This window comes from Rhodococcus opacus B4 (assembly GCF_000010805.1).
GTDB lineage: Bacteria > Actinomycetota > Actinomycetes > Mycobacteriales > Mycobacteriaceae > Rhodococcus_F > Rhodococcus_F opacus_C.
The window spans coordinates 1-24,485 of record NC_012521.1 but is presented as its reverse complement, the minus strand read 5'-3'; the positions used below and the strand labels follow the sequence as shown (position 1 = coordinate 24,485).

The window sequence follows — 24,485 nt, the reverse complement described above, 5'->3', positions numbered from 1 at the left end:
TCCAGGCATTGATGACTCGTGAGCCCGCGTTGAAGGGCGGGTCCGATCACCTCGCACATCGCCCCCAGAAGCGGGGTAATCAGGGCAGGTGGCAGCACCTTTTAGGTCAGATCTGTGACTCGGGCGGTGGTGCAGGGGCGGCGTACTCCGCGCGCCGGACTTTCGCGGCCGCGCGCAGGGGCGTGTTCAGGGTGTTGTACATCGCGACCAACGCGTCGGCCGCCCATTGGCGGGTTGCGTCGCGGTCGGCGGGGTCGTCGAGGTCGACCGGCCGGTAGGCGGCGATGCGTGATGCGCGTTTGTCGTCGAGCCGCTCCCATGCCAGATCCAGTCCGGTCTGGGTCTGCCAGGAGGCGGCCTTGGCGGCGAATTCGTCGAACAGGGCGTTGTTGAGATCGCGGTTGTAGGTGTCGATGTAGGCATCGACGCGTAGGCGGCCGTCGCTGACTGTCAGGTCCCAGTTCCCGAATGGTCCGGAGGCGAAGGAGATCCAGTTTCCCTTCCCAGGTGTCGGAACCGAGATGGCCGGCTGACGGGTGTTCGCGTCGGTGAGGATGTCGGTGAACAGGGCTTGCCGGGCGGCGTTGACCGGAGTGCTGGCGCGGGCTTCGGCGGCGTTACCGGCGGTTTTGACCGTTTTCTGCCAGTCGTTGGGGCGCGAGACTACGTCGAACACCGGCGCCGGGGGTCCGCTGCCGATCTGCACGATGCCGACCTCGACACCGAAGAAGCCGAGTTCGCTGTCGGTGCGTTCGTTGAGCCAGTCGAGGGCGCTGCGGAACTCTTCCCGGAAATTGGGGGCGACCCAGATGACGGTCGAGGCGTCCAGGCCGGAGGCGTAGACGAGGCACTGTCCGAGGTGTCCGTGGTCGGTGCGTTCGAGTTGGTTCTCGATGACGACGGAGCGGTCGTTGCCGTCCTTGGCGTGGATGTCGAGGCGGAAGTCCCCGATGCGGACCTCGGTATCGACGACGATCAAGGACATGCCGAGGGCGTCGGCGAGAACGTCGATGTTCTCGGCGAGCCAGGGTGTGAAGTCGCCGGACTCTGAGGTCCACACTGATCGGGCGTCCGCGATTCGGCGCAGCCTACCCAGGTTTTTGCTGTCGAGTTCGTCCATGTCGCCTCGCCCCACTTCTGCGCCCGGTCCTTCGCTGTGGGGTCAGCGTACGGCCGACCGACCAGTGTGGGTGCCGCGTTCATGACCGGAATTAGCTGTGTGTGTTGCAGATAGAACGCAGTCGGGGACAGGGGACACCGGCGACGGCGGTCACCTCAGCTCAACTTTGCGTGAGCCGGTGCTCCGGGGTGCGGCGTGGACGCTGCGCGGTGAAGGCGGCTACCACAGCCGCGGCGCCCCGGCCGCCGAGTCGACCCACGAGCAGGGCGACCGGCGAGTCGACCTCGCCGTCCGTGAAAGACTCGGTGACCACGCGGGCCGAGTCCCGTGAGGATCCTCGGTGTCTGGCGTGCACGCGTTGGCGGTGCGGCTGCTTTGGCGTCAGAACGACCCCCAACATGTTCCTCACGCCGATGCCCCCGCCGGTCAGGGGGCCGCCCTGTACCCGGCCTTGCTCCCCCGGCGTGCACGAGGGGGCGGTGTCTAGGGTTCTAGCGCGTGTCTTTCCGCGGAGCGGGTCATCCCCCCTGGGTATTCGAAGGGGGTGGGGTGTGTGGGTTCGGTGGACCGCCGGGGGTGACGGTGAGTGTCCAGTCGCGCCGTTCGGTGAGGGCGCGGTGTAGGTGCTGTGCCCAGCGGTGGCGTTCGTCGCTACTACGGTTGTGGGTGATCGTGATCCGCCTGGTCCACCTTTCGGGTAGCCCGCGGTCGTTGATCGCCAGCCCGATGGCAACCCGAAGATCGGGATCGGGTGCTCCGGTGACCACGATGCGGCCGGGTTCACCGCCCATCTCCATCCGGGCCCCGAGCACCGCGGCGACCACTTCGGCCACCTCGAGCACGGACTGTGCCCCGACCACGTCGATGTAGTCGTCTTCGGTCATCGTGGTCCTCCATTTCGTGCCGGCGGGCCGTAAATCGCGGGCACCGTCGACCGAATCACATCACGTACGTCGGTTGGCGGTTCGAGTGGCACGAGCGGCCCGTGCATCGGCAGGCAGGAACGGTCCGGGTGTTTCCGTCTCCGGCAAACCCGGTATCGGTTCGGGAGCCCGTGCCCGCAGCTGCCGAGCATCGAAGGGCCGAACCAGATCGGTTGCGGCTGGTCGGTGGTGCGGGCACTAGCCGATGCCGATAGTGACGGCTGCACTCGAGGCGAACATGCGGCCACCTCGCGGTGCGTCGGACTGAACCCAACGGGTGGGATCGCACATCAACCCTGTACGAACCAGACTGTGCCCGCGGAACGCACGCACCCCGGCAGACGGGGCGCGGCGCCCAGGCTGATCGGCCTCAGCGCTGTAATGACAACGAGTCGTCGTCCGATGGTAAGTATGCGACGAACACCGCGGCGCAAAAAGGGGACGGCAGATGACAGGCGGCCTGGTGCTGCTAGAGAATGATGGCGCTGAGCCTGTGGAGGCCGCCTGGGCCGCCCCGATACTTGCGCTGGGGGCGCGACTTGCACGTCGGCCCCCACCCGCTGCCGATAGGCGATTGATTGTCGCGATCACCGTGCCAACAAGGGATCTGGCCGCCGTCCTTGTCGCGACGGGCTGGGCGCTGACCAGACCGGTTGAGCTACCGGGGTCACCGGACACCGTGCTGCCTACCTTGCAACGGGGAACGCCTGTCCTTCTTCTACTCGCCGGGACTTGCTTGGTGGCCGAGACTTTCTACGAGTCGCGTGTGGTCAAGGGAAGAACCCAGATTCATGGCGGTGAGATGGATTATCAGCTCGAGAAGATCAAGTACCTGGTACCGGCCCCGCGGTTTAGCCGATACCGCAAGCTCAAGGTGCCCCTCGCGGGTAGTTTGGTGACCAGTGCCGGCCGTGCCGAGGCATGGCCAGCCGAACAGGTCGCCTCGGGGTCAGATGTTGTCTTGATCGGCACAAAGACTTGGATCACCTCGGAAATGGACGTCAGAATTGGGTTAGGAGATTCCGATCCCGGCTGGAATAGCTTCGCTGAGCTTTTACGCCCCAGCGACGGAATTCGGCCCTCGTGGCGCAGCGAAATTTTGCCCGCAGCCAGGTCTGAAGAAGCGATCATGCCACCCGAAGCTAGGCTGACGGTTTTGGACGGCAGCAGTGCGATTGGGTGGATCAGCGACCTGTCGTGCGATGTAACCGTTGCGATCGTCGATCGTTCGGCTGCGTATGAGTTCGCCGCCGATTCCATCCTCGCGGCCCGTTCGATGGGCGGCATTCCCCTCTCCCTCAATGACATTGGTTGGCACCCACCCCCGGGGATCGAAGCATTGGCCTTTGAGACATGCCGATGACGCCGCTGACACAGATCGCCGGCCGCTACCGGGCGGCCGCGGTGCTAGCGCGAGCCGAGATCGCGCTATATGCCGTCGCCGACGACGCCGGCGCACAGCTGGATGCTGCTCTGCGCCGGCTCATCGCCCGGCTGCGAGAGGAGGATCCTGAAGTCTGGCAGGACCTGCTGGCCATGGCCCGGCAACTCCGCTGGCGCCTGGCGACGAACCCGGCCCCACCAGTCTTCCGGGTTGGAGAGGACGAACTCGTCGCTGCGCTGGGATCGGCCTGCGATCGGCGAATCCGCGGGGCGGATGAAACGACGCAGCTCCTTCTGAGCGATCTAGCAGACCGGGCAGAACGGGCACATCTCGAGGACCGCCCGACCGGCGCGGTACTGCTCGAATCGTTGGCTGAAGTGAATTACGAATCGTGTGTTGTGGTTACGGCGTCTGGACGCACTCAGGATGCGACCCGCCAATGGTTTGGCGAACTCGGCATCGCGGTGCCGGTTCTGTGCGCGACCTTTCGCGAGCAGGCGTTCGTCGTCGAGCAGGCCTACGCTGTCGGATCGCCCTCACTGTTCGGCCCCGGGCTACTGTCGGCCCCGCGGGCCAGTGAGCTTGCCTACGTGCTGCCGTCGTGGGTGCAGGACCGCACGTTGCCGGTATCGCCAATTTCGGACTATGCGGAGGGCGCGATCAGGCCCCGCCGCAAGGTCTTCACGATCGGCGCGGAACCGGTCCTCGCCCCAGTTCCAGTCGTCGTGGGTGACCAGTTGGTGCCGCAGCCGAGCTGGTCCCCGCAGGCCCCCTCGCGGCCACCTCGACCAGGCGAGGTGTTGGCACGGAAGGTATTCCTCGGTGGTGGACTGGCAATCATGCTCGACCAGGCCGGCGAACACATCCGGACCCTGCACCCGCAAAGACCGCCGGGACAACGCGTCGATCTCAGTGACGTCTCGGCCCTGACGGTGGGCAGTTACCTTGTCCTGCGGGAGGGATCGACCGTTTCCGAGATGCTCTACGACCGGGCCATCGAGTTACTCGGCGCTCGCGGTTCGGCAGCGCGCGCCTCCCAGGCGGAATGGAAGGCCGCGCTCCGCCGCGAACTCGACCGTATGGGCACCCGCACTGCCATCCAGTCCCTCGCGCAGGCCGGTGTCACGCGCGCCGACCGAGCACCGGCATGGACGAGCACCACCATGGTGCGACCGCAAAACGGCAACGACTTCGTGTTCTTGCTGCGCTGGCTAGGCATGCCCAAGGAGCCGCACTATGAGCTGGCCACAAGCCTGCGCCGGGCCAGACTGCAAGCCAGTCAAGACATCCGCGAGATCCTCGAAGAGGCCATCTCGACAGCCGACCTGGCCGGGCTCGATCGCGACGGCTTCCTCCGCTTAGAACTCAACATCCCCGGCTTCCGGAGCATGATCGCGACCCGTGTGCTCGCGATATCACCGAACCTCGAACCTGTGCACCGGGGCGACATCCGCCGTCCGTCCAAGGATCGGAGCGCCCAGTGGCTCGAATGATTCCGCCCATCGTTGCCCACGATGCGCCACCTGGGGAGCGCCAGGTCTTCGAGCGGCTAGCCACTGATCCCCTCGCCGAGGACTGGACGGTGCTGCACTCGCTGGCACTCGCCGAACATGTCAGGCAGACCCAGGGTGAGGCGGACTTCGTGGTCGTTGCCCCCGGTCACGGCATCGCCGTGATCGAGATCAAGTCACACGCCAGGGCAACCTGTTTACCCGATGGCCGTTGGCAGCTCGGCAACCACCCGCCAACCGCGCGCAGCCCGTTCCAGCAGTCGAATGAAGCAATGCACAGCATTCGGGAATACCTGCAGAAGCGGGGCGCTGACCTGCGGGCGGTGCCCATAGTGAGCGGTGTCTGGTTCACCCACCTCCGGGCCCGCGCATCCCTGCCGGCCTCACCGGAGTGGCACGAGTGGCAGCTTCTCGACCTGACGGATTTCCGCACCGGTGCCGCCCGGGCAGTACTGCGCCTATTGGTCAAGGGCCGCGAACACCTGACCGGCCGGTTGCCCACACTGCGCCAGAGCCCCGGGCAGCCGAGCCAGGAGTCGGCCGGCGCTCTCACTGCTACGCTGCGTCCCCGCTTCGACGTCACCATCGCGGCCGCCGACCTCCGCCATGACCGTACGACGCAGTTGACAGCCTTCCTCGGGGAACAGTACGAGGCCCTCGATGCCATGGCAGAGAATCGCAGTGTCCTGTTCACCGGCCCGGCAGGGTCGGGAAAAACCTTCTTGGCGCTCGAGGCGTCACGCCGTGAGCAGGCTCGCGGTGCTGATGGTCGCCTTCTCTGCTTCAACCGGCTGCTCGGCCGGCACCTGCGGGCCAGCACCCCGGCGTCGGCCGGGCTGCAGGCCGGCGGCTTCCATAGCGAGTTGCTGCGCCTGACCAGGCTGACACCGCCGCCGCATCCCGACCGCGCGTTCTGGGATGAGCTACTCGTGACCGCCATCGACCGATTGCTCGACGGTGACTTCACCCGTGACTTCCTCATCGTCGACGAGATGCAGGATCTGGCGAGACCCGCGTATCTGGACGTGCTCGACTTGATGGTGAAGGGCGGTTTGGCGGGCGGTCGCTGCCTCTTCTTCGGTGACTTCGAGCGGCAGGCGCTCTACGACCTCGAAGACGGGCGGGATGCCCTACGCGAGCGCATCCCGGGCCTGGCCCACCACCGCCTGATGACCAACTGCCGGAACAGGCCGCGCATTGGTTCCACGGTCGAACTGCTGGCGGCGATGTCGCCGGGATACAAACGGTTCCGGCGCGACGACGACGGCGCAACGCCGCGCTACTACTGGTATGAGGCGCCCGGCGAGCAGGCCGCCGAGGTCATCAAGGCCATCGGCGACCTGAAAGCAGAGGGCTACGAGCTGGACGAGATCGTGCTGCTGAGCCCCCGGCGTGACGGCTCGCTCGCCGCGACCACCACCGACACCTGGCTGAGACAGATCCTGGCTGCCGAAGAAGGCACTCAGCCCCGGAAAGGCCGCCTGCGCTTCGCGACCATTCATGCCTACAAGGGCCTGGAAGCACCGGCCATCATCCTGACGGATATCGACGACGCCAGCCTTCCCGGATTCGATGCCCTGCTTTACGTCGGTCTCACCCGCGCCACCGACCGGCTGTCCCTTGTGGGAAGGCGATCAGCGCTGCGACCAAAGTTGGAGGTCTGAAGTAATGAGCGGGATCGAAGCGCGCGGAGTCATGGAAGCGGCAGTCCGGCGCGAGTTGTTCGGCCCTCCACCGGGCGAGACGCGACGAGGCAAGCCGATCGACACGACCACCGGTGCAGTGCACTTCGACTCGTGGCCCGCCTCGCACGGCCTCTGGTACGACGAGACGACCGGTCAAGAAATCCTCACCGAGACCGAGCCGCTACGGCGCTACGGTATCGGCGTGCTGTACCCGCAAGGCTCGGCCGCCCGCAGCCAGGCCGCCGGCGAGACCATCGCCGGAACGCCGGGACTTCCGACGGACGACGAAATCCGCGACATCGATCCCAGCGGCACGGTCACGCCAACGCGGCAGCCAGATCCTGACACCGACGACTTCGACCTGAGCGACGCCAACTCCTTCCAGCCCAGCGCCATGGCCGTTTCCTTCCGTGTCCGCATGGCACCGGGACAGTCGCTGCAAATACGGGCCTCTTTCGGGTACTACGACAGGCTGCCTGTCCACATCGCTGGCGCGCCGCGCGAGTGGTGGCTGCGCCGGCCTGTCACGATGACCGCTACAGCCAGTGCTGAATCACTGTTCAGAGGCGCCAAACAACTGTTCCCGCTGGACGCCGAACTCTCCCGCCACGAGCGCGTGCAACCACAACTGCAGGCCTATACCCGGCCCGTCCCCGGCGATCCCGATCCCGCGTGCCGCCTGGTGACCATCGTGCTGGTCAACACCACAAGCGGCAGCGGTTCAGCTGCCGCGCTCCTGCAAGCCGGATTCGAGGTCCGCCCCGCAGACGGTGCCCGGATCGAGGCCTACCCAGAGCCCGACACCCCGGGCGGATCCGGTAACGAGGAAGCGTCCATCGCGCTGCTGTACCGGCACAAGCGGACCTACGCCGTCGGTCATGGCTGCGCGGCCGACTGGGACGAGCCCGGCGGTGACACGGTGGGCGCGGTCCGCGCCGAGGCCTTGCCGGCCTACGAGGTGCCAAGCTTGACACCCGATGTCTACTGCATCAACGGCAACGGTCAGCGGGAACCAGTACGGGTCAGCATGAAATCCCTCGCCGACGGCTCGGCGGACGGGCACCGGCAGATCGAGACCGTCCTCGGTCTGTACGCCCGCTGGATCGAGGACCGCCGCAACGAGATAACCGGCCTGCCGGATCGGTACCGCGACGCCGCGGCCCGCCACATGGAGCTCTGCGAGGGCGCCCTGGAACGGATGCGGACCGGGCAGGCACTGCTGGAGTCGAACACCGCCGCCGCCCGCGCGTTCCGCCTCGCCAATGAAGCCATGTACTACCAGCAAATCCGCTCGCGCCTCCCGCTCCGTACCGTAAGCCTCAACAGGCAAGGCATTTTCGAGGTCGCCGGGCCAACACCGGCAGCTGTACCCGAACCCGGCATCGGGTCCTGGCGACCGTTTCAGATCGCCTTTCTCCTGGCCAGCCTGCCGGACGTCTTCGACCCGTCGACAGCCGACCGCGAACTGGTCGACCTGATCTTCTTCCCCACCGGGGGCGGCAAGACCGAGGCCTATCTGGGTGCGGCGGCAATCAGCATGTTCGCCCGGCGACTCCGCAACCCGGCAGACGCGGGCACCGACGTGCTCATGCGCTACACGCTACGGCTGCTGACCGCACAACAGTTCCTGCGGGCCGCCTCATTGCTGTGCGTGATGGACGACATTCGCTCGCGAGCAGCGGATCTCGGGACCGAGCGCTTCAGCATCGGAATATGGCTCGGCAGTGCCACCACACCCAACCGGTGGGCGGCAGCCAAAACCGCGCTCGGCAAGCTGCGGCAAGACAGCAGTCAGGAGAACCCTTTCCTGTTGTTGCGCTGCCCCTGGTGCGGCGCCCAGATGGGGCCGCCGGAGGGAGCAACGAAAGCCGGGACCGCGTCCAACTCTCGGAGAGCAGGCGGTCAGGGACCAATCGGCTATATGACGGTGGCCGGGTCGAAGATCCGTTTCATCTGCCCAGACGGCAACTGCCGATTCGGCATGCGCAACCGGGAGGGCCTCCCGGTCCACGTCGTCGACGAAGACATCTATGACACTCGCCCTACCTTGGTCATCGGCACTGTAGACAAGTTCGCGATGCTCGCCTGGGAGCCGAACGCCCGCGGCCTGTTTGGCCTTGGTTCGGATGGTGCCCGCCAGGTCTCCCCCCCGGGCCTCATCATTCAGGATGAGCTACACCTGATTTCCGGCCCGCTCGGATCGATGGTCGGCCTGTACGAGGCTATTATCGAGGACCTCTGCACCGACCATCGCGGCCGGGAGCCGATCCGCCCCAAGATCATCGCTTCCACGGCCACCATCCGGCGCTACGAGCAGCAAATCCGTGACCTGTACGGGCGTACACGGGTGGCCCTGTTTCCACCCCATGGGCTCGAGGAGGGCAAGTCTTTCTTCGCCGAGACCGCCACGCTCCCCGACGGGACCCAGGCCAAGGGTCGCCGCTACCTCGGTGTCATGAGTCCCTCCCTGGGTTCGATCCAGACGGTCCAGGTCCGCGTCGCCGCTGCGACACTCCAAGGAGCCACGAAGATCCCGGAAGCGGATCGCGATGGCTACTGGACCAATCTCAACTTCCTCAACAGCCTGCGCGAACTCGGCAACACCGTCTCGCTCCTGCAGTCCGACATACCCGACTACCTCACTGGCATCCGCAAGCGCGATGGGCTCATCGCGGCGGACATACGCTGGCCGCGGAACACCCTAGAACTCACCAGCCGACGGCGCAGTGACGAGATCCCGAAAGCGATAGAAGAGCTCCAGCAGGAGTACGGGCAGGACTGCTGCGTTGATGTCTGCCTGGCCTCGAACATCATTGAAGTCGGCGTCGATATCGACCGGCTCGGTCTCATGACGATCATCGGGCAGCCAAAGACCACCGCTCAGTACATCCAGGTGAGCGGCCGGGTCGGCCGCCGATGGTGGGAGCGGCCCGGATTGGTTATCACAATCTACGGTGCCGCCAAGCCACGCGACCGTAGCCATTACGAGCGCTTCCGCAGCTACCACCAGCGTCTCTACGCGCAGGTCGAGCCCACGAGCCTGACGCCATTCGCCCTGCCGGTGCTGCTACGTGGCCTACACGGTGCCACCGTCGCCCATATTCGCCAGTCCGCCGAGACACGATTGGGACCCGACCCGTTTCCCGACGCCCGTTTCGGTGTGGCCACCGGCCTCATCCGCGACCGCGCCGCCCACGCAGACCCGGCCGAGCTACCCACTCTCGACGCGGTGATCGACCGGCGCGCCCGGGAATGGCGCCATGGGGAGCGCACAGAGTGGAGCGCCAACGTAAATGGCGGCGATCCGATGCAGGGCCTGATGCGCTGGGCCGGATCGGCCCAAGAGCCCGGCGCACTGGTACCGACGATCTGGGACACACCGACAAGCATGCGCAACGTCGACGCCGAATGTCAGTTGCGGATCACCGCCGCCTACGCCGCCGACGCAGCAAGCACGACAGAGGAGTCCGAATGAGCACCGGGAACATGCGCAGATCGCAACTGGTCAGCCCATTTGGTGTCGGTGCCTTGAGCATCCTCGTCAATGGCAGCTCGGTGATCACAGCCGGACTCGATCACTGGTACGAGTCCGACGACCGCGACAACTTGTACCCCGACGAGTTTCTCGTACCGGAATGGCGGCTTCAAGAGCGGCTCAGGGTGAGCGAGCTGCGATTGCCACCAGACTTCCGCCGCCCCCGCGGCGGAGGTAACGAACAGCGCAATCTCAAGCTCTCGGTTCCTGTCCTGCGGTTCCCGCGCTGGTGTTTTTGCATCTACTGCAAACGACTCAGCCGGACCAAGCTGAGCATGACCCAACTCGTTCGCTGCACAGACAACACCCACGACGAAAGACGGCGACCAGTCATGTCGCAGGTACCGTTCATCGTCATCTGCGAGCGTGGGCATCTAGACGATTTCCCGTTCCCCGAGTGGGTCCACCACTCGCTCTCACCCACCTGCCACGGGACACTGCGCCTGCTGTCACAGGGCGGCGGGACCCTTGCAGGGCAGCTCGTCAAGTGCGACGGATGCAAGGCACAACGCTCACTCGAGGGCATCACACAGACAGCGGCCAAACGCGGCGACGAAGAGCGCACGATACTGTCCAGCCATCTCGCCGCAGGCGCGGAATTCAATTGTGTCGGCAGTCGCCCATGGGTTGCCGATGAAGGGAGCGGCTGCGGCCTTCCCCTTCGCGGAGCGCTGCGGGCCGCCGGCAATGTCTACTTCCCGAAGGTCGAATCCTCGATATACCTGCCACGACACGAAGGCGGTGTGAGCGCCGAAGTGCTGGAGCTACTCCGGCGTCCCGACGTTCAGGCCAGGATCACGGCGATCCATGAAATCGTCGGACAGGTGACAACCGACAGCTTGAGGAAGACCACTCCCCTTGAGCTACTCAAATCCTTCTCCGACGACGAGCTGGCGGCGGGACTCGACGAGCTTCTCGGCAACAGTCAGAAAACGGACAGACCCAGCGAAACGGAAACCTTGACCTCAACGGTGACCTGGCGCTATCCCGAATTCAAGCTGCTCCGTGAAACACCGAACGATCCCGACCTGAAAGCCAGCGATCCCGGCGTGCCGGATCGCCTCGTCGAGGTACTCGATCGGGTGCGCCGCGTCGAAGTCCTCCGCGAGACCCGCGCGCTGCGGGGTTTCACCCGCGTCCGTGACGGCCTGCTCCGTCTCAGCGAGGGCAAGGCGATGCTGCGCCGGACTGCCCTCCCTCCCGACCACGACTGGTTACCAGCGTGCGTGGTCAAGGGCGAAGGCCTCTACCTCGAGCTCAACAGCCAAGCGCTATCCGATTGGGAGAACAGGGACGAGGTCCGGGTGCGCGCGAGACGGATCAGCACGCACTACGTCGCCTCCCGGCATGGAACGGACGGGCCGGTACGCGACCTGAGTCCACGCCTGATCCTCCTGCACACCCTGGCGCACCTGCTGATCAACGAGCTGGTCTTCACCTGCGGCTACAGCTCCGCAGCGCTACGCGAACGCCTGTACGTCTCCGGTGAGCCGGGCCGTGAGATGGCTGGTGTACTGATCTATACCGCAGCTGGTGATTCAGAAGGCACGATGGGTGGGCTGGTGCGCATGGCCCGACCCGAAAACCTAGGACCCGTATTCGAAGCCACAATCGATAAGGCCCGCTGGTGCTCGACCGACCCTGTCTGCATGGAAGTTGGCGAGCTCGGGCAAGGTCCCGAGTCATGCAACCTCGCCGCCTGCCACGGCTGCGCGCTGCTGCCCGAGACCAGTTGTGAAGAGTTCAACCGCTTCCTAGATCGTGGTCTAGTCATCGGCACATTCGCAGATCCAACCCTGGGCTTCTTCGCACGACCGTAAGGCCGGGTTCGATCGGCATTCAACAACTTTCGGTACACCGTGCGCTCGGCCGGAGCGTGGGTGAGGTCGCATGGTGCCGTCGCTCGTTAGCTGTGATCTCGTATGTACTCCTGAAGTGACCGTCGGATCACATCGGAAATTGTTTCATCGCGTCGATAGGCGATCTGCTTCGCCGTCTCCCACAGCTCTGGGTCGACACGAATCGCCTTCTGCGGTGTGCCTTTGCTCATTTGGAGTAAAGGGCATCGACGGCCTCGATGACGGCCTGAACGTCGCTCGCAGGCATGTCCTTTGCCCAGGCGATTCCGAGGTCTCCGGCCTGGCGCTGAGCGGTCATGTGCATGACGACGTCGGGGGTGCCGTATTTGGCGGCGAGGGCGGGGATCCAGTCGTTGAGTGTGCGCATTTCGTGGTCCTTCCGTGGGTGTATAGACACCCTAGCATGGTGTCTATACACCCGCGGTGTGTGACAAATGCACGGTCGGGATGGCAGCGAATAAAGGGCTGCCGTCTCCGGTGAGCGGTCGCTTGGTGATCGGCTTAGGTGAGTGAAGCCGTGACCGTGGCGACCGCGTCGTCGAGGGGCACGTGTTCCCAGATCCGCAGGACGCGCCAGCCTGCCGACTCCAGGAGCCGGGTCTGTTCCACATCTCGCTCGGCGTTCCGTCGCAGCTTGGGGGACCAGTAACGCTCATTGACCGCGGGATTGCGACCGTGTTCGGGGCACGAATGCCAGAAGCACCCGTCGACGAACACGACGACCTTCCGGCGTGTGAACACGATGTCCGGACGGATCAGTCTGCCGTCGATGCGGATGGGGTAGTCCTTGCGGTATCGGAACCCGAGCGCGTGCAGGGCCGATCGCAACCGGATCTCTGGCTTGGTGTCGGCGCGCCGGATGGCCTGCATGTTGCGTGACCGGCCCGCCGATGTCGCCACGACGTCGTCGCTCGGCGCACCCCGTCCGCTCCTCGGCGGTCGCGTCTCGGATGCCATGTCCGCAGGCTAGCGCGAGTGCCGTTCGGTCTCCCATGCCCCGGCGGGGCATGGGAGAACCGCCGTGGCCAGACCCGCAGCTCCGGAATCGCGTGCGTGCTGTTCCGGTGCTGGCCGGGTTCGCCTGCCCCTGGCTCTTCCTATTCGTCGTCCTTGACGAACAGCGGCGCCGGTTCGGTCACGTTCTCACCCGGCGTGGCCCGCCGCCAGTGTCCGCCCTTGATCTCTGTGCCGGTGCCCGGGTCGGAGGGCACGATCCGCACCGAGATGTATTCCTTCCTGCTGGGTACGGGGACCCCGAGGTCTGCGGCAATCTGCTTCTGCTTCTCCCAGGTGCCGCTGAGAATGATGTACCCCTCGGGGGCGAGGGCGGAACGGGCGCCGCCGTTGGCCCGGACGCGTTTCTGGTCGTCGAGTTGCATCGCGACGGTGCGGACGGCGCTGCGGTGCACCAGTTGCCCTTCGGCGAGGCGGAAGAGCTGGTTGGTCCGCTGCGTGCCGTGCTTGCGGGTGAAGAGGTCGTCCACGGCGGGTCGGGGGAGCTGCAGGAGAATGTTGGCGGGCATCGGGGCGTCCTTCCACAGCCAGCGCACCGAGGATCTGCCGAGGGCGTTGAGGGTGGTCTTCTTGTCCCGGTTCGCCCCCTCGGAGCGGTACTCCTGCCGGACGCGGACCAGGCCGAGGGACCAGATCGCGCGTTCGTCGTTACCCGTGGCGACCAGAGCGAGGCGGCCGAACACCTCGGGGGGAAGCATCCAGGAGCCTTCTTTCTGGCTCCACTTGGCATCGACCTGGTGACCGGCAATGCGGTAGTCCGTCTGGTCACCACCGTCGAACTCGAATTCGCGCTGGGCATTGATCTCGAACAACGTCCCGAAGTGGGTCTTCTCGGTTTTCATCAGCTGGTCCCAGCGGTAGCGCCCGGTTTCGGCGCCGTTGTAGATCATGTCGTAGGTGTGCCGGACTACGGCGGCCCAGCGGGCTCCGTCCGGGTCGGCGCGCAGGAGTTCGTCTGCAACGGCCTCCATTTCGGGGTCTGGGGCGGCGAAGGCGTCCATGGTGGTCACAGGCCGGGTTCCTTTCCGGAAACTGATTCGCGCCGGTTCGGCGCAGGTGTGATCGCGCGGGGTGCGTGTTGCACCTCGCGGTCATAAGGGGTGGTGAATAGGGGTGTGGCGGTTAGCCCTCGTCGTCGGCGAGGACCTGTCGGCCGAATTCCTGCATCACCCGCAGTTGTTCGGAGTGGGGAAGCCGGCACCAGTCCAGGAAGACCAGCTCGGTGTCGTCAGGGTCCTTACGGCGGGCGACCATCCAGGCGAACAGCCGCTTCTTCTCCTTGCGGCTGCGGATGTTCCTCGCCCGGGTCAGGACGAAGTCGGTGGTGGGCGGGTCGAGGGTGTTGTCCCGGGACTCGTCACCGCAGCGCTGGCATTCCGCGCGGAGGTTGTTCTCGTCGTCGGTGCCGCCGCGGGCCACGGGAATGAGGTGCCCGATGGTGAGCACCGCCCGCCGGCCGGGGGCGTCGGGGAACGGTTCACCGGCGGGCACGCCGCAGATGGCGCAGACATGCCCGTCGCGTTCGAGGATCCGGCGGCGTTTGGCTCCGCCGACGGTCTTGCGGGCGGGCTTGGGCGGGCGTTCGCCGAGGTCGATCCGGACCCCGATGCGCCGGACGAGGTATTCGTCCGGTGCCAGCGACGGGTTGACCTTGTAGTTGTCAATGACCCACCCACATTCGCGCAGGTCACGCATGCGCCGGTCGTTCTGCGCGTAGAAGGGGATCGCCCTGTTCAGGTCGAGTTTGGTGAACTTGTTTCCCTCACCGATTCCGGCGATGAACTCGGCAACCAGCACCCGCGAGGAGCGGCGCACTTCTCCGTTCGTCACGGGCGGTGTCCTTTCGCGAGGGGTCATTGGGCTCCGGTCCGGTTGGCCCCGAACAACAACTACCTGCTCGTCCGAGCAAATGCGCCGGTCGAGATGCGGCAACGTCCGGCGAATATTCGACGCTGTTCGGCGACACTGCTCGGCGTGACACGCCGAACAAGGCAGCATCAAACGGGTGTTCGAACGAGGGGATATCATCGAACAGTTCCGCGTAAGGGAAGATGGGGCCCATGCCAGCGAAGAAGAAGAGCGCCACGCCGAGGTCCGACTACCAGGTCGTCGAGATCTGCGCCGGTGCCGGGGGCCAGGCTCTGGGCCTGGAAAAGGCCGGCTTTTCGCACAAGCTGGCGGTCGAGCTGGACACCAACGCCTGCGCGACCCTGAAGCTGAACCGGCCGGACTGGGACGTCGAGGAGGGCGACGTCGCCGACCCCACGGTATGGAAGCCCAGCGAACACGAGGGAGTCGATCTCCTCGCCGGTGGGGTGCCGTGCCCGCCGTTCTCGATCGCCGGCAAGCAGCTCGGCGCCTCCGATGAGCGGGACCTGTTCGCCTGGGCGGTGGAGACGGCCGGGCAGATCCAGCCCCGGGCGCTGATGCTCGAGAACGTCCGCGGGCTCTCCGCCCCCCGGTTCGCCGCCTACCGGCAGCGGATCCTCGACCGGCTGACCGAATTCGGGTACGTCGCCGACTGGCGGCTACTGCAGGCGTCGGACTACGGGGTTCCGCAGCTGCGCCCGAGGTTCGTCCTCGTCGCACTGCGGCAGGAGGACGCCGCCTACTTCCACTGGCCCGAGAAAACCCCCACCCAGGACACTGTCGGGTCGGCATTGAAGGACCTGATGGGCGTGGACGGGTGGCAGCATGTCGACGACTGGGCCGCGCTGGCCAACGACATCGCACCCACCCTGGTCGGCGGCAGCAAAAAACACGGCGGCGCCGACCTCGGTCCCACCCGTGCCAAGCGGGCCTGGCTCGAGCTCGGCACCAGCGGGATGGGCATTGCCAACGACCCCCCGGCAGCCGATTCCCCGCACCCGGCGGACGTGCCGCCGAAGCTGACCCTGCCGATGGTCGCCCGGCTGCAGGGCTGGAAGGACGGCGAATGGGAATTCTCCGGAGGCAAGACCGCGAAGTACCGGCAGATCGGAAACGCGTTCCCCCCGCCGGTGGCGCAGGCTATCGGCAAGTCGATCGTCGCCGCCTTCGACAAGACCGCCGCCCGCCGAGAAATCCTGGAGCTCGCGCCGGAGACTGTGCACGACGCCGTCTACCGCATCCTCAAATCGACGGACGGATTCGTCACCGCAACAAAGCTTCTCAAACTGTCCGACGGACTGGTGGAAGAGCACGACCTCGAACGGCGGATCGCCAACCTGTCCCGCGACTTCACCGTGGACATCAAACAGACGAAGTCGGGCGTGTCCTACCGGCTGGGGGAGTTCAAAGGCTTCACCGGACAAGACGATCATCAGCGTCACGAATACATCACCGCGTTTCGGTCGCGAGTCAGCTAGAAACCTGATAAATGGAACGACTGCGGGGGCAACACAGGATTGCCGGGCGCCTAGTGGATCTACGTCACATTTTCAATAGTAATTTATGTTCGAGCAACGTCTACTCTCACATAAGCCGCATTTCCGTGAAATCGAGGGCAACTCCTTTGGGCCGTGTCCGGTCAGCTCAAAAAACCATTGTGACGAATTTGCGCTGTCGCAGGTGAGGACAAATTGAGATAGCAACGTCAGATAGCTGTGGTGCCAGTATCTGACAAGGGCGCCAGATCGGCATATGGATGTGAGTCCCTGGCGCAACCGCTGTGGCCAGCAAGACCGGCAAGCATGCGCGTTTCCGCGAGTAACAGCGAAGGCTGACGGGGAACGCGTCCCCTCCGCAGTTGGAGGGCGCGAGCGCAGAGAACTACCATCTGCACTTCCCCGCGGATATGGTGATCGCATGCAAACGAGCGCCGACCTCCCAGACCCCGACGTTATTGACGAGAGTGTCACGGACGACGAGGGCCTAGTAGATCTAGGTGATTCAACACTGTCCTATCTAGGTGCAGATTTCGACGTGGCTGGATTGGTGCGTCGACTTGAGCAGGGAGATATCGTAGTACCGCGGTTTGACCCTGACGAATCGGCGGGATCTGAGATCTCCGGATTCCAGCGGCAGGGAGTCTGGACTCCTAAGAAGATGGAACAGTTCATCGAATCACTTCTATTAGGATGGCCTGTTCCAAGCATTTTTCTTGTCCTTGAACCCGACCAGCGTTACTTGGTCCTAGACGGACAACAACGATTGACCGCTCTCGAGTCGTTCTACAAGGGCAAGTATCCCAACGGCCGTGAATTTTCACTCAACGAAGTTGCGGAGCATCTCCAAGGGGCGACATATGAAACCCTAAATAGTGAGAGTCGGCGGCGCTTAAACAATACATTTATCCAAGCAACCGTTATTGAGCCTAAAGGCCCTGATGGTCGCGAATCAATTTATCGACTTTTCGGTAGACTAAATAGTGGTGGGGTATCTTTGACGGCTCAGGAAATCCGAGTTGCACTCTATCGCGGTCCGGTTGTCGACTGGATACGAGATCTAAATCATGACGAAAATTGGAGAAGGCTTTTCGGGCCAGCCCATAAACGACTTAAAGATCATGAGCTTATCCTAAGATCGCTGGCGCTGCTGCGGGCAATGAGCACGTCGGGGTCGGGCAACGGGGAGACCAGTGCTTATCGTCCTCCCATGTCCGACTTCTTGAATAACTATCTGAAAGACAACCGCGATCTGAAGTCGACTCCAACTGCTGAACTTTCGGATGCTTTCGCTAAATCGACATCGGCGCTGGTGGCGGCGTCGGGCAGTAATGCCTTAAGGTACTCAGGGACCATCAATGCTGCGCATGTGGATGCAACACTGGCAAATTTAATGAGTATCTTTCTGGGTGGGGGATCAATTTCTCCATCTGAGCTCAAAAAAAGCCTTGACAAACTTCGAGATTCGGAGGAATACCGAGCGTATGTTACTCGCAGTACGTCACACCGGGATAGCGTGAATGGTCGTCTTTCTGTGGCAAGATCAATATTTTCTGAGGCCGCGGAGTTGTGATAGCTGGACGTGCGGAGGCACACTCTCTGTGGACAAGCTTGAAATCCGAGCACGAGCGGTATCTTCGTAGTTTGCGGTACATCCCGATGACAGAACTCAAGTTGCAGGAAGACCTGCGCAAATATCTTTGTCTCCGGTGTGCTGGGTTTCTTGAGCAGGTAACCCATGTCATACTAACCTCCTATCTAGTGCAGAAATCTAGCGGGCCGATTCTTGAGTTCTCAAAGTCGAGCTTTATCTATGCACCTAACCTACGCGTGAATCCATTTATTTCATTAATAGGACGGTTTGGGAACGAGAAAAAATCTGCATTCGAAAAATTCTTGAACAGCAATCGACGTGATATTCTGTCGGATTTGCTTGAGGTTAGGAATGACGTTGCGCACGGAAAAATGCATGGTGGTCGAAAACTAGACCCGGCGCGCTACGTCGCAATTTGCGAGGAGGTATATGACTGGCTTGTCGAGAATTTTCTAGGCGATAGTGTGGAAGTATTGAATGAGGAAGGCAAGACCGTGGGCTATTCGAATATTGGGAGGTAAGATTTCCGGCGCTTGTGCTAGCAATCCTCGGCAACCGGAAGCCGTGAGCGGTCGCCGAATCACCACAAAGCCGGTGGGGTTGACCTTGTTCTACCCCGCTCGCCAGTGTCCTCGACATTTCTCGCGGCGTCCCTGAGTGAGGATGCTGCTCTACGTATAAAACAAAATCCAAGGCTGGCAATTCAATCTTTCTCGCTGATACGCCAGCCTTGGGCTTCCCTCATGCGCGGAATCACTTCAACTAATGCAGATTCAATTTCGTTAGCCGATTCCAGTGGGAGGTATATAACCCCGGCCTTTGCGGCAGTCGTAGCGGCCCTTTCTGACTGTGCATGTCCGATCCTCCCCGTGATGCATATAGCTATGTCGCGGTCTGGTCTTAAGCTTCCCCACTTCTTGTCTAGATCCCGTGGAGGCTTAGACTTTTCCGCAGCGATCCAGTGTATGTCCGACTCTCGGATCCCCGTCATTTCAAAAATCGATTTATAAATACGTTGATTCGGCTTGCCGCCGACTATGTGAACCCGTCTTCCGCGCAGGGCGGCTTCGACGGTCGCTCGAGTCTCAATTGCAAGTGGTGAGCGTGCATCAACGCATATTTCGAGTTCGCTAGGTGGTGGCGGTGTGAACCACACTTTTACGCAATCCTCGCTCCAGCTTGATCGAGTGCTCGCGATGCCGACGATCGACCCTCCGGCTGTGCCCGCGACGTCGCGAGTCAACGCATTCTTCTGTTCCTCACTTCCGACGTACTCCGGACGCACATCAAGCTCGGTGGGGTGATTACAGTGCTCGATAATGCGCGACATTATTTTATTCAATGCCTGCCTGTACTCGTTTCGTAGTGCCGGCGGGTACATTGCTAAGTCCTTCTCGGGATATCCGACCTCCCCGAAGTGATTCCACACATGTTCTAGGGATTCGGTGCCTATAGCGATGCGACTGTCTGAAGACCAATCTACAATTCTTCCCCATATTTCAATCAACTGCTTCCGGTCGCTGGTCTCTGACGGGAAAATCAGCAATCGGGGATCGAGCAACAGTTTCATGACTTTTGTCCAGAATCAATAGCTTTTCTGACAGCGACCACAAGGGCGCGTGCCTCTTCGTCCTGAGTGTCGAAGAAAGCGCGTGGCCAATGAGAGAAGTCTCCGAGGCGGTCAAGGTGTAGGTGGCGCATTTCAGTGATGCCATCGTGTTGCTCGGCAAATAGAACCGCAATATGTCTGGCAGGTGTCGTCTTCTCTACTACACGGCGCCTAATCCGTGTGATCATGTACTCGCTGTGTGTCTCTACGACCAATTTTATGTTGATGCGTGCACGAAGGAAAAAATCCGCCAAACGACTTTGCACCGAAGGGTGCAGATGCAGTTCCGGTTGTTCCAGGAGAACTATTGAACCGGCAGGAGCAGTGAGAACAACGGTTAGGACGGGTATTAGTTGACTCGCTCCCACGCCAATTGTTGTAAGGTCGCGCTCGATCCCGTTAACGCGGATGCGAAGTCCTCTGCCCAGTTTTCCTTGATCTTCAACCGAGACGTCGTCCCCGACCCCAAGGTAGGCGGTCCATAGGGTAAGAGCCTCGGACACTGTTCCGACGCGAATCTCGCCGTTCCAATCGCCGTAACGGATCTCGCTTACCCTCATTCTGGCCAAGAGATCGGCGGTGTATTCACCTTTGGGTCCTGCCGGTAACGCGCGATATCTGGCGCCGGTCGGGGAAACCACCTGCGGCTCTTCACGGAGGGGCCCAAGGTAGCGAATCGAAGATTGGAAGGCCAGCAGAGCATCTGAAGCGAGTGCAAGGACCGAAACAACGTTTTCACGTTTAGGGCTAAGTCCAAGCAGTGCGGTAGATCGGATACGTCGGGTCCCAAGGCGCCGGAAGTTGGTAATCGATACTCGTGCCCATTCGATTTCGGATACTTCGGCCGCGACGAATGCGTCTAGTAGCTCGCTCAAGGCAGTGCGCGGCAATTCGAACAGTTGCGAGAAGGCCCCATGTGATTTTGATGTCACGATGCCACGGACTTCTTCGGGCATTTTGTCTATATTGCGGCGCATCCACTGTGTTACTTCATACGTCGCAGAAAATGCAAGTTCAGAATCGGAATCGTTTCTGGCGCTACGTATACCTCTACGCAATTCGGACAGCACCTGCTGCCGAGTGCTTTTGTAGACCAAAGCTTCCGGAAATAGGCCGGTAAAGGTAATGAATGTTGATGAGGGTGAGTCGCTGCCGTTAATCTCTCGGACGCGGAGGACTGTTTCGTGGACTCGCGAGTCCTTCGTGACGTCGGCCCGAATTCCGGCATTGACTCGTTCGGATGTTGCTCTTATAAGTATCCGGTCAGTGTTTTCCTCGACTGCAGTAAATTCGCAAACTACGAGCGATCCGTGCTGGTGACTCAAAGTCACTTCGAACAGTACGTTGCTTGTCGATTCGTCGGCTCCGGGGATTCTTGTCCCGTCTACTACAAAACCAAGAGATACAAATTCGGAATCTGCGCTTATGACATCGAGAGGGTCGCCAAGGCGGACCAATGGGCCGTTGAGGATTACTTCATCATCAGTGCTTTGCGCTAAAAGTAACAAGCTTTGGATAAGGCTCGATTTTCCGGAACTATTTGGGCCAACAAGCACGTTCAATCTGTCTAGGGGCAACGTCGCATGCTCGAGCGCTTTGAAGTTGCGGACTGTCCACTGGATGACGCGGGAGCGTGGCGTTAGTCTCCGAGCGCTTTGCGTGCTTGTGGTCATCGCATCAATATACGGCTCCGCGTCCGAACCGCGGTCTGCAGGCGAAGCGGCTAGTCTTCACCATTTGTTGGACTCATTCACCCAGCGTATTGACAGGTGGTGGGCGAAATGTTTGACGGGTGAAGGTCTCGATCTTGCCCCGAACTGGAAGTCTCGAGCGATATTTGCCCCTGGGTCGCGTTCGGGTTACTGGTCTGTGCGGTGTCGAGGATCCGTTCCGGTTCCATCTCGACCGCCTCACCGACGCGATGGACCGCCGCCCGCCGCTGGTGTCGGTGCAGGAGGCCGCCGACGGCCTCGGAATGACCCGTCAGGGCGTGCTGAAGGCCATCAAGGGCAAGGGCTGCCGGTCACCCGTGTGGGCGGTACCTGGGTGCTTCAGCGGTCCGTGGTCGAGGGCGCCCGTGCCCGCCGCGGCGCCTAGCCACCGACAGCTGCGTCTCTCAGGTAGCGAGTTCGGCTCGTGCAGCTGTGAGGGTGGCTGCGCATTTTTCGTCGTGAGGATCGAACAGCAGATCCCAGCGCGTGAACTCGCCGTTTTGTTTCGTGGTTGTCGGGATCGTGTACTCGTGACGTTCGGCGGGGGTGGGTGCCCGCCACCCGTCCCTGTTGTACGTGGTGGCGATGCGTTTATCTGTCGTGAAGGTAATGACGAGTTGGTCGGCCTCGGCGGCAATGGTCAGTAGTTCGAGCCGTAGCTGGCGGCCGGCCGGTGGCCGCTGGGGTGTGATTGCGGGCCATCGGAAGTGGTTGTGGAAGGTTACCGCGCCGCCCCGGCGGACGTAGACGGTGAGCGCCGCCCCGACTGTGCTGGCGGGGTTTGTCAGCCACATCACCCGAAACCGGTGCCGCCACCGGGTAACGGTTAGCGCGGGATTGCGTTGCCAGTTGCAGCGCGTAGATGACTTACCCGAATATCCCGACCAGCGTGAGTGCGATCGCTCGTGTAATTGTTTGAGGATGTACTTCACCCCAGGTTGGGCGGCAATCCTTGCGGCAGGTAGCACCCTCAGCGGCATTGTTATCACTCAGACCTTCAACCTCATATGGTCGAACCGAACCCGCGGTGTCGACCAGCGAGAAAAGCAACGAATCGCCCTTGTCGAGGCAGTCGCAGCGGCGGACCATGCGTTCGTCGGGATTGACGCGGCTGAGAGCGAGATCCGAATGTACTCGACCTACAACGATGAGGACGAGATATGGGAACAAATTGCCTCCCGGATTCGGAAGTTCCGCGAGGAGGAAACCGCGCTCCTGAACGCGATTGCGCGCGCGGAGTTAGTAATTCCATCTGCCAAGACGGCTCTAGATGAGCTGCACACAGCCCTCACAAAGTTCGGCGAGTCGGTCATTGACTGGAACCGAACTGTTTTGAGCCGGACCGTTGCCTATATTCAGAACAACGGTGACCTTTCCGATGAGCCGTCGCCACCCGATGTTGACGAACCGCGGCAAGGGTATGTGCAGGCCAGAAAGAACCTAATGGATACCGCGCGAGCCATTCGAGACTGAATAGGAGGCCGGCCTTCCCGAAGAGGTCTCGGCACTGCGGGTGTTCGATGTCATCGCGTGGATGGACGGCAAAAACCGCGGCTTCGGAGAGCGCGCTGACCAGGAAAGATGACACGTCCCGGTGTGAGCCCGGTGCTGGTTTCGGTGGTTGTGCGTGAGTGGATGGTCGCAGTAGCGTGACGTCCAGGTTCGGTCCGGTCTTCCTTCTCCGGCCAGCGGAGCGACTAGTGCGCTTGGCAGTCGGGTGAAAACGGGCTGATGCGATGCAGGCGCGTCTGTGTCGTGGGGCGGCCCCCTCCACCGTTTGCGGTGGTGGGGGCCGTTCGTGTTGTGCCTCGGCAGTCTCGGTGCCGGTGTCAGTAGGTAGAACCTCGGTCGCCCGCCGGTGGGTGTGTGGACTGAACCTGCTATTCGGGTTGTTCGAGGGCGTCGGTGATGCGGTTGTGGATCCAGGTTTCGAGGTTCTGGCCGGCGGTGCGGGCGGCAGCGTGGGCGCGGGTGTACTCGTCGTCGCTGAGCCGAATGGGGATGCGGTGTGCGGGACCTGGAGTGGGCTGCTGGGCCAGTTCGCGTCTGAGGTGCTCACGCATCTCGCTGATGGGCAGGGATGCGAGGTCGGTGAGGATCTGAGCGCCGGTGGAGGTGGGGTCGTCGAGCAGGGCCAGGAGAAGGTGGTCGGTGCCGATCCTCTTCGTGCCCGAGCAGGGCGGTCTGGCGCAGGCTGTCCTCGAGGACCTTCTTCGTTTTCGCCGGTGCACGGGATGTGCCCAACCGCCGGAGCGGAGCCTGCCGGTGCGCTGGCACCCGCGAGCTTGCTCTCGAGGGCCGGCGCGGTGACACCCCATGAGGTCAGCGCTGCCGCTCCGGGGCGCCGGCGTCGAAGATCTGGGGCGGGCTGGTGTTCGGTGCCGACGGAGTTCTGGTGGTGGGTGCGGGCGGCGCCGGCGGCGAGGACGACCACTTGACGGGCTTGATCGGAGAATCTCTCGAACACCATGACGTACTTCCTCCCCAGGCGTCGCCGCGAGCGACGCGAACCGCTGCTGAATTCCCTGCTGCCCATTCTGGGCGGTGTGTAGGTGGTTATGGGTGGGATCGACGCGACCTCGGCACTCGCGGCCGTAATGGTGCTGTGACCTGGTGTGATGACATGTCCCCGGTTTGTGATGTGGGGGCGCCGGCGACCTGTTCGGGGAGTGGCGGCGCCGGGGTTCCGGCGGGCGCGCGGGTGTCTGTTGCGTCCGGTTTTGAGTCGTTTTTGAAAGACGTTGATTTGCAACATGTTTCGGTAATTAGTTGGTGAATAGGTCTTTACGTGTTTTGTGCACAAACCTCAGCTTGTAAGGTTTGGAAGTTGTTGTTCATCAACAGATTTAGATGATTTGAGGTTTTCGATGTTTTGGGTTGTGTGGGGGTGGGTGGTATGCTGTGGGTATGACATGGAGCGGCACAGGAAGGCGAGTGGGCGGCGGGCCGGGCGCACCACCCCGTCTCCACAGCCTCGTTCGGCTGTGGGGGACCGGATCAAACGTGCCGATGAAAAGCTTTGGTGGGAGCCTAATCTCGGAAACTCAGAGGAGCGAAGCGACTCGATCGTCGGCAACGGGAATGGACCCACCGCGAGCCGCGCAGCGGCTCCCTGGCGGGGAGCGAAGCGACTCGCCCCGTCTCCCGGCGCGGAGCGCCGGGAGCAGCGCCGCG

General features: G+C 62.7%; 20 protein-coding genes. 9 read left to right on the top strand and 11 right to left on the bottom strand.

Translation table 11 applies throughout. From position 1 onward, the window contains the following. Positions 1-106: 106 nt before the first annotated feature. The 3 genes from ROP_RS38795 to ROP_RS38790 all read right to left on the bottom strand — a co-directional run bounded on the left by ROP_RS38795 (position 107) and on the right by ROP_RS38790 (position 2,004). Positions 107-1,120, bottom strand: coding sequence for a DUF4268 domain-containing protein (locus ROP_RS38795; RefSeq protein ID WP_012687071.1), 1,014 nt, complete (start codon positions 1,118-1,120; stop codon positions 107-109). A 160-nt stretch (positions 1,121-1,280) separates the two neighbouring features. Then, a complete protein-coding gene (locus tag ROP_RS43330; protein ID WP_158306534.1) occupies positions 1,281-1,433 on the bottom strand; it encodes a hypothetical protein in 153 nt (50 codons plus the stop codon). Positions 1,434-1,638: 205 nt separating this feature from the next. After that, a complete protein-coding gene (locus tag ROP_RS38790; protein WP_012687069.1) occupies positions 1,639-2,004 on the bottom strand; it encodes a hypothetical protein in 366 nt (121 codons plus the stop codon). A gap of 778 nt (positions 2,005-2,782) precedes the next feature. On the opposite strand from ROP_RS38790, the gene ROP_RS40645 reads away from it, so the two are divergent. The 5 genes from ROP_RS40645 to drmB are packed head-to-tail and all read left to right on the top strand — an operon-like array spanning position 2,783 to position 11,978. After that, on the top strand, positions 2,783-3,406 hold the full coding sequence (locus ROP_RS40645) for a hypothetical protein (protein ID WP_148222690.1): 624 nt from the start codon (positions 2,783-2,785) through the stop codon (positions 3,404-3,406). Beyond that, the gene (locus ROP_RS38780; RefSeq protein WP_012687067.1) at positions 3,397-4,920 is read left to right on the top strand and encodes a hypothetical protein; all 1,524 of its coding nucleotides are present in this window, start codon (positions 3,397-3,399) and stop codon (positions 4,918-4,920) included. The genes ROP_RS40645 and ROP_RS38780 overlap by 10 nt, the downstream gene beginning before the upstream one ends. Then, complete coding sequence (locus ROP_RS38775) at positions 4,917-6,602, top strand: nuclease-related domain-containing DEAD/DEAH box helicase (RefSeq protein ID WP_050785280.1); 1,686 nt, start codon at positions 4,917-4,919, stop codon at positions 6,600-6,602. Before ROP_RS38780 ends, ROP_RS38775 begins: the two co-directional genes overlap by 4 nt. A gap of 4 nt (positions 6,603-6,606) precedes the next feature. Then, positions 6,607-10,098, top strand: coding sequence for a helicase-related protein (locus tag ROP_RS38770; protein ID WP_012687065.1), 3,492 nt, complete (start codon positions 6,607-6,609; stop codon positions 10,096-10,098). Next, the gene (drmB, locus tag ROP_RS38765) at positions 10,095-11,978 is read left to right on the top strand and encodes a DUF1998 domain-containing protein (RefSeq protein ID WP_012687064.1); all 1,884 of its coding nucleotides are present in this window, start codon (positions 10,095-10,097) and stop codon (positions 11,976-11,978) included. The genes ROP_RS38770 and drmB overlap by 4 nt, the downstream gene beginning before the upstream one ends. Positions 11,979-12,204: 226 nt before the next feature. Here the strand turns inward: drmB and ROP_RS38760 are convergent, their stop codons facing one another. The 4 genes from ROP_RS38760 to ROP_RS38745 all read right to left on the bottom strand — a co-directional run bounded on the left by ROP_RS38760 (position 12,205) and on the right by ROP_RS38745 (position 14,861). Then, positions 12,205-12,384, bottom strand: coding sequence for a hypothetical protein (locus tag ROP_RS38760; RefSeq protein ID WP_043827429.1), 180 nt, complete (start codon positions 12,382-12,384; stop codon positions 12,205-12,207). A gap of 134 nt (positions 12,385-12,518) precedes the next feature. Further along, the gene (locus tag ROP_RS38755; protein WP_080512624.1) at positions 12,519-12,974 is read right to left on the bottom strand and encodes a very short patch repair endonuclease; all 456 of its coding nucleotides are present in this window, start codon (positions 12,972-12,974) and stop codon (positions 12,519-12,521) included. Between the two features lie 140 nt (positions 12,975-13,114). Further along, positions 13,115-14,032, bottom strand: a complete 918-nt coding sequence (locus tag ROP_RS38750; RefSeq protein ID WP_148222696.1) for a NaeI family type II restriction endonuclease — start codon at positions 14,030-14,032, stop codon at positions 13,115-13,117. 121 nt (positions 14,033-14,153) lie between these two features. Further along, positions 14,154-14,861, bottom strand: coding sequence for an HNH endonuclease (locus tag ROP_RS38745; RefSeq protein WP_012687060.1), 708 nt, complete (start codon positions 14,859-14,861; stop codon positions 14,154-14,156). Positions 14,862-15,091: 230 nt separating this feature from the next. Between ROP_RS38745 and ROP_RS38740 the strand changes: the two genes are divergently transcribed. From ROP_RS38740 to ROP_RS43065, 3 genes are all read left to right on the top strand, one after another. Further along, positions 15,092-16,378, top strand: a complete 1,287-nt coding sequence (locus ROP_RS38740) for a DNA cytosine methyltransferase (RefSeq protein WP_012687059.1) — start codon at positions 15,092-15,094, stop codon at positions 16,376-16,378. A gap of 439 nt (positions 16,379-16,817) precedes the next feature. Beyond that, positions 16,818-17,969, top strand: a complete 1,152-nt coding sequence (locus ROP_RS42175) for a DUF262 domain-containing protein (protein ID WP_148222689.1) — start codon at positions 16,818-16,820, stop codon at positions 17,967-17,969. An 86-nt stretch (positions 17,970-18,055) separates the two neighbouring features. Continuing rightward, positions 18,056-18,511, top strand: coding sequence for a HEPN domain-containing protein (locus ROP_RS43065; protein ID WP_148222688.1), 456 nt, complete (start codon positions 18,056-18,058; stop codon positions 18,509-18,511). Positions 18,512-18,693: 182 nt separating this feature from the next. On the opposite strand, the gene ROP_RS43060 is transcribed toward ROP_RS43065, so the two are convergent. The 3 genes from ROP_RS43060 to ROP_RS38730 form a co-directional block, all read right to left on the bottom strand. Further along, complete coding sequence (locus ROP_RS43060; RefSeq protein WP_148222687.1) at positions 18,694-19,560, bottom strand: DUF2325 domain-containing protein; 867 nt, start codon at positions 19,558-19,560, stop codon at positions 18,694-18,696. Then, complete coding sequence (locus ROP_RS42170; protein WP_012687057.1) at positions 19,557-21,272, bottom strand: AAA family ATPase; 1,716 nt, start codon at positions 21,270-21,272, stop codon at positions 19,557-19,559. Before ROP_RS42170 ends, ROP_RS43060 begins: the two co-directional genes overlap by 4 nt. Before the next feature lie 443 nt (positions 21,273-21,715). Next, a complete protein-coding gene (locus ROP_RS38730) occupies positions 21,716-22,108 on the bottom strand; it encodes a hypothetical protein (RefSeq protein ID WP_231869141.1) in 393 nt (130 codons plus the stop codon). Between the two features lie 124 nt (positions 22,109-22,232). On the opposite strand from ROP_RS38730, the gene ROP_RS43455 reads away from it, so the two are divergent. After that, entirely contained in the window at positions 22,233-22,784 is a 552-nt protein-coding gene (locus tag ROP_RS43455) for a hypothetical protein (RefSeq protein WP_012687055.1), read from the top strand. A 407-nt stretch (positions 22,785-23,191) separates the two neighbouring features. Here the strand turns inward: ROP_RS43455 and ROP_RS44705 are convergent, their stop codons facing one another. Next, positions 23,192-23,542 (bottom strand): Clp protease N-terminal domain-containing protein, encoded by a 351-nt coding sequence (locus tag ROP_RS44705; protein WP_012687054.1) that lies wholly within the window; start codon positions 23,540-23,542, stop codon positions 23,192-23,194. Positions 23,543-24,485: the final 943 nt, after the last annotated feature.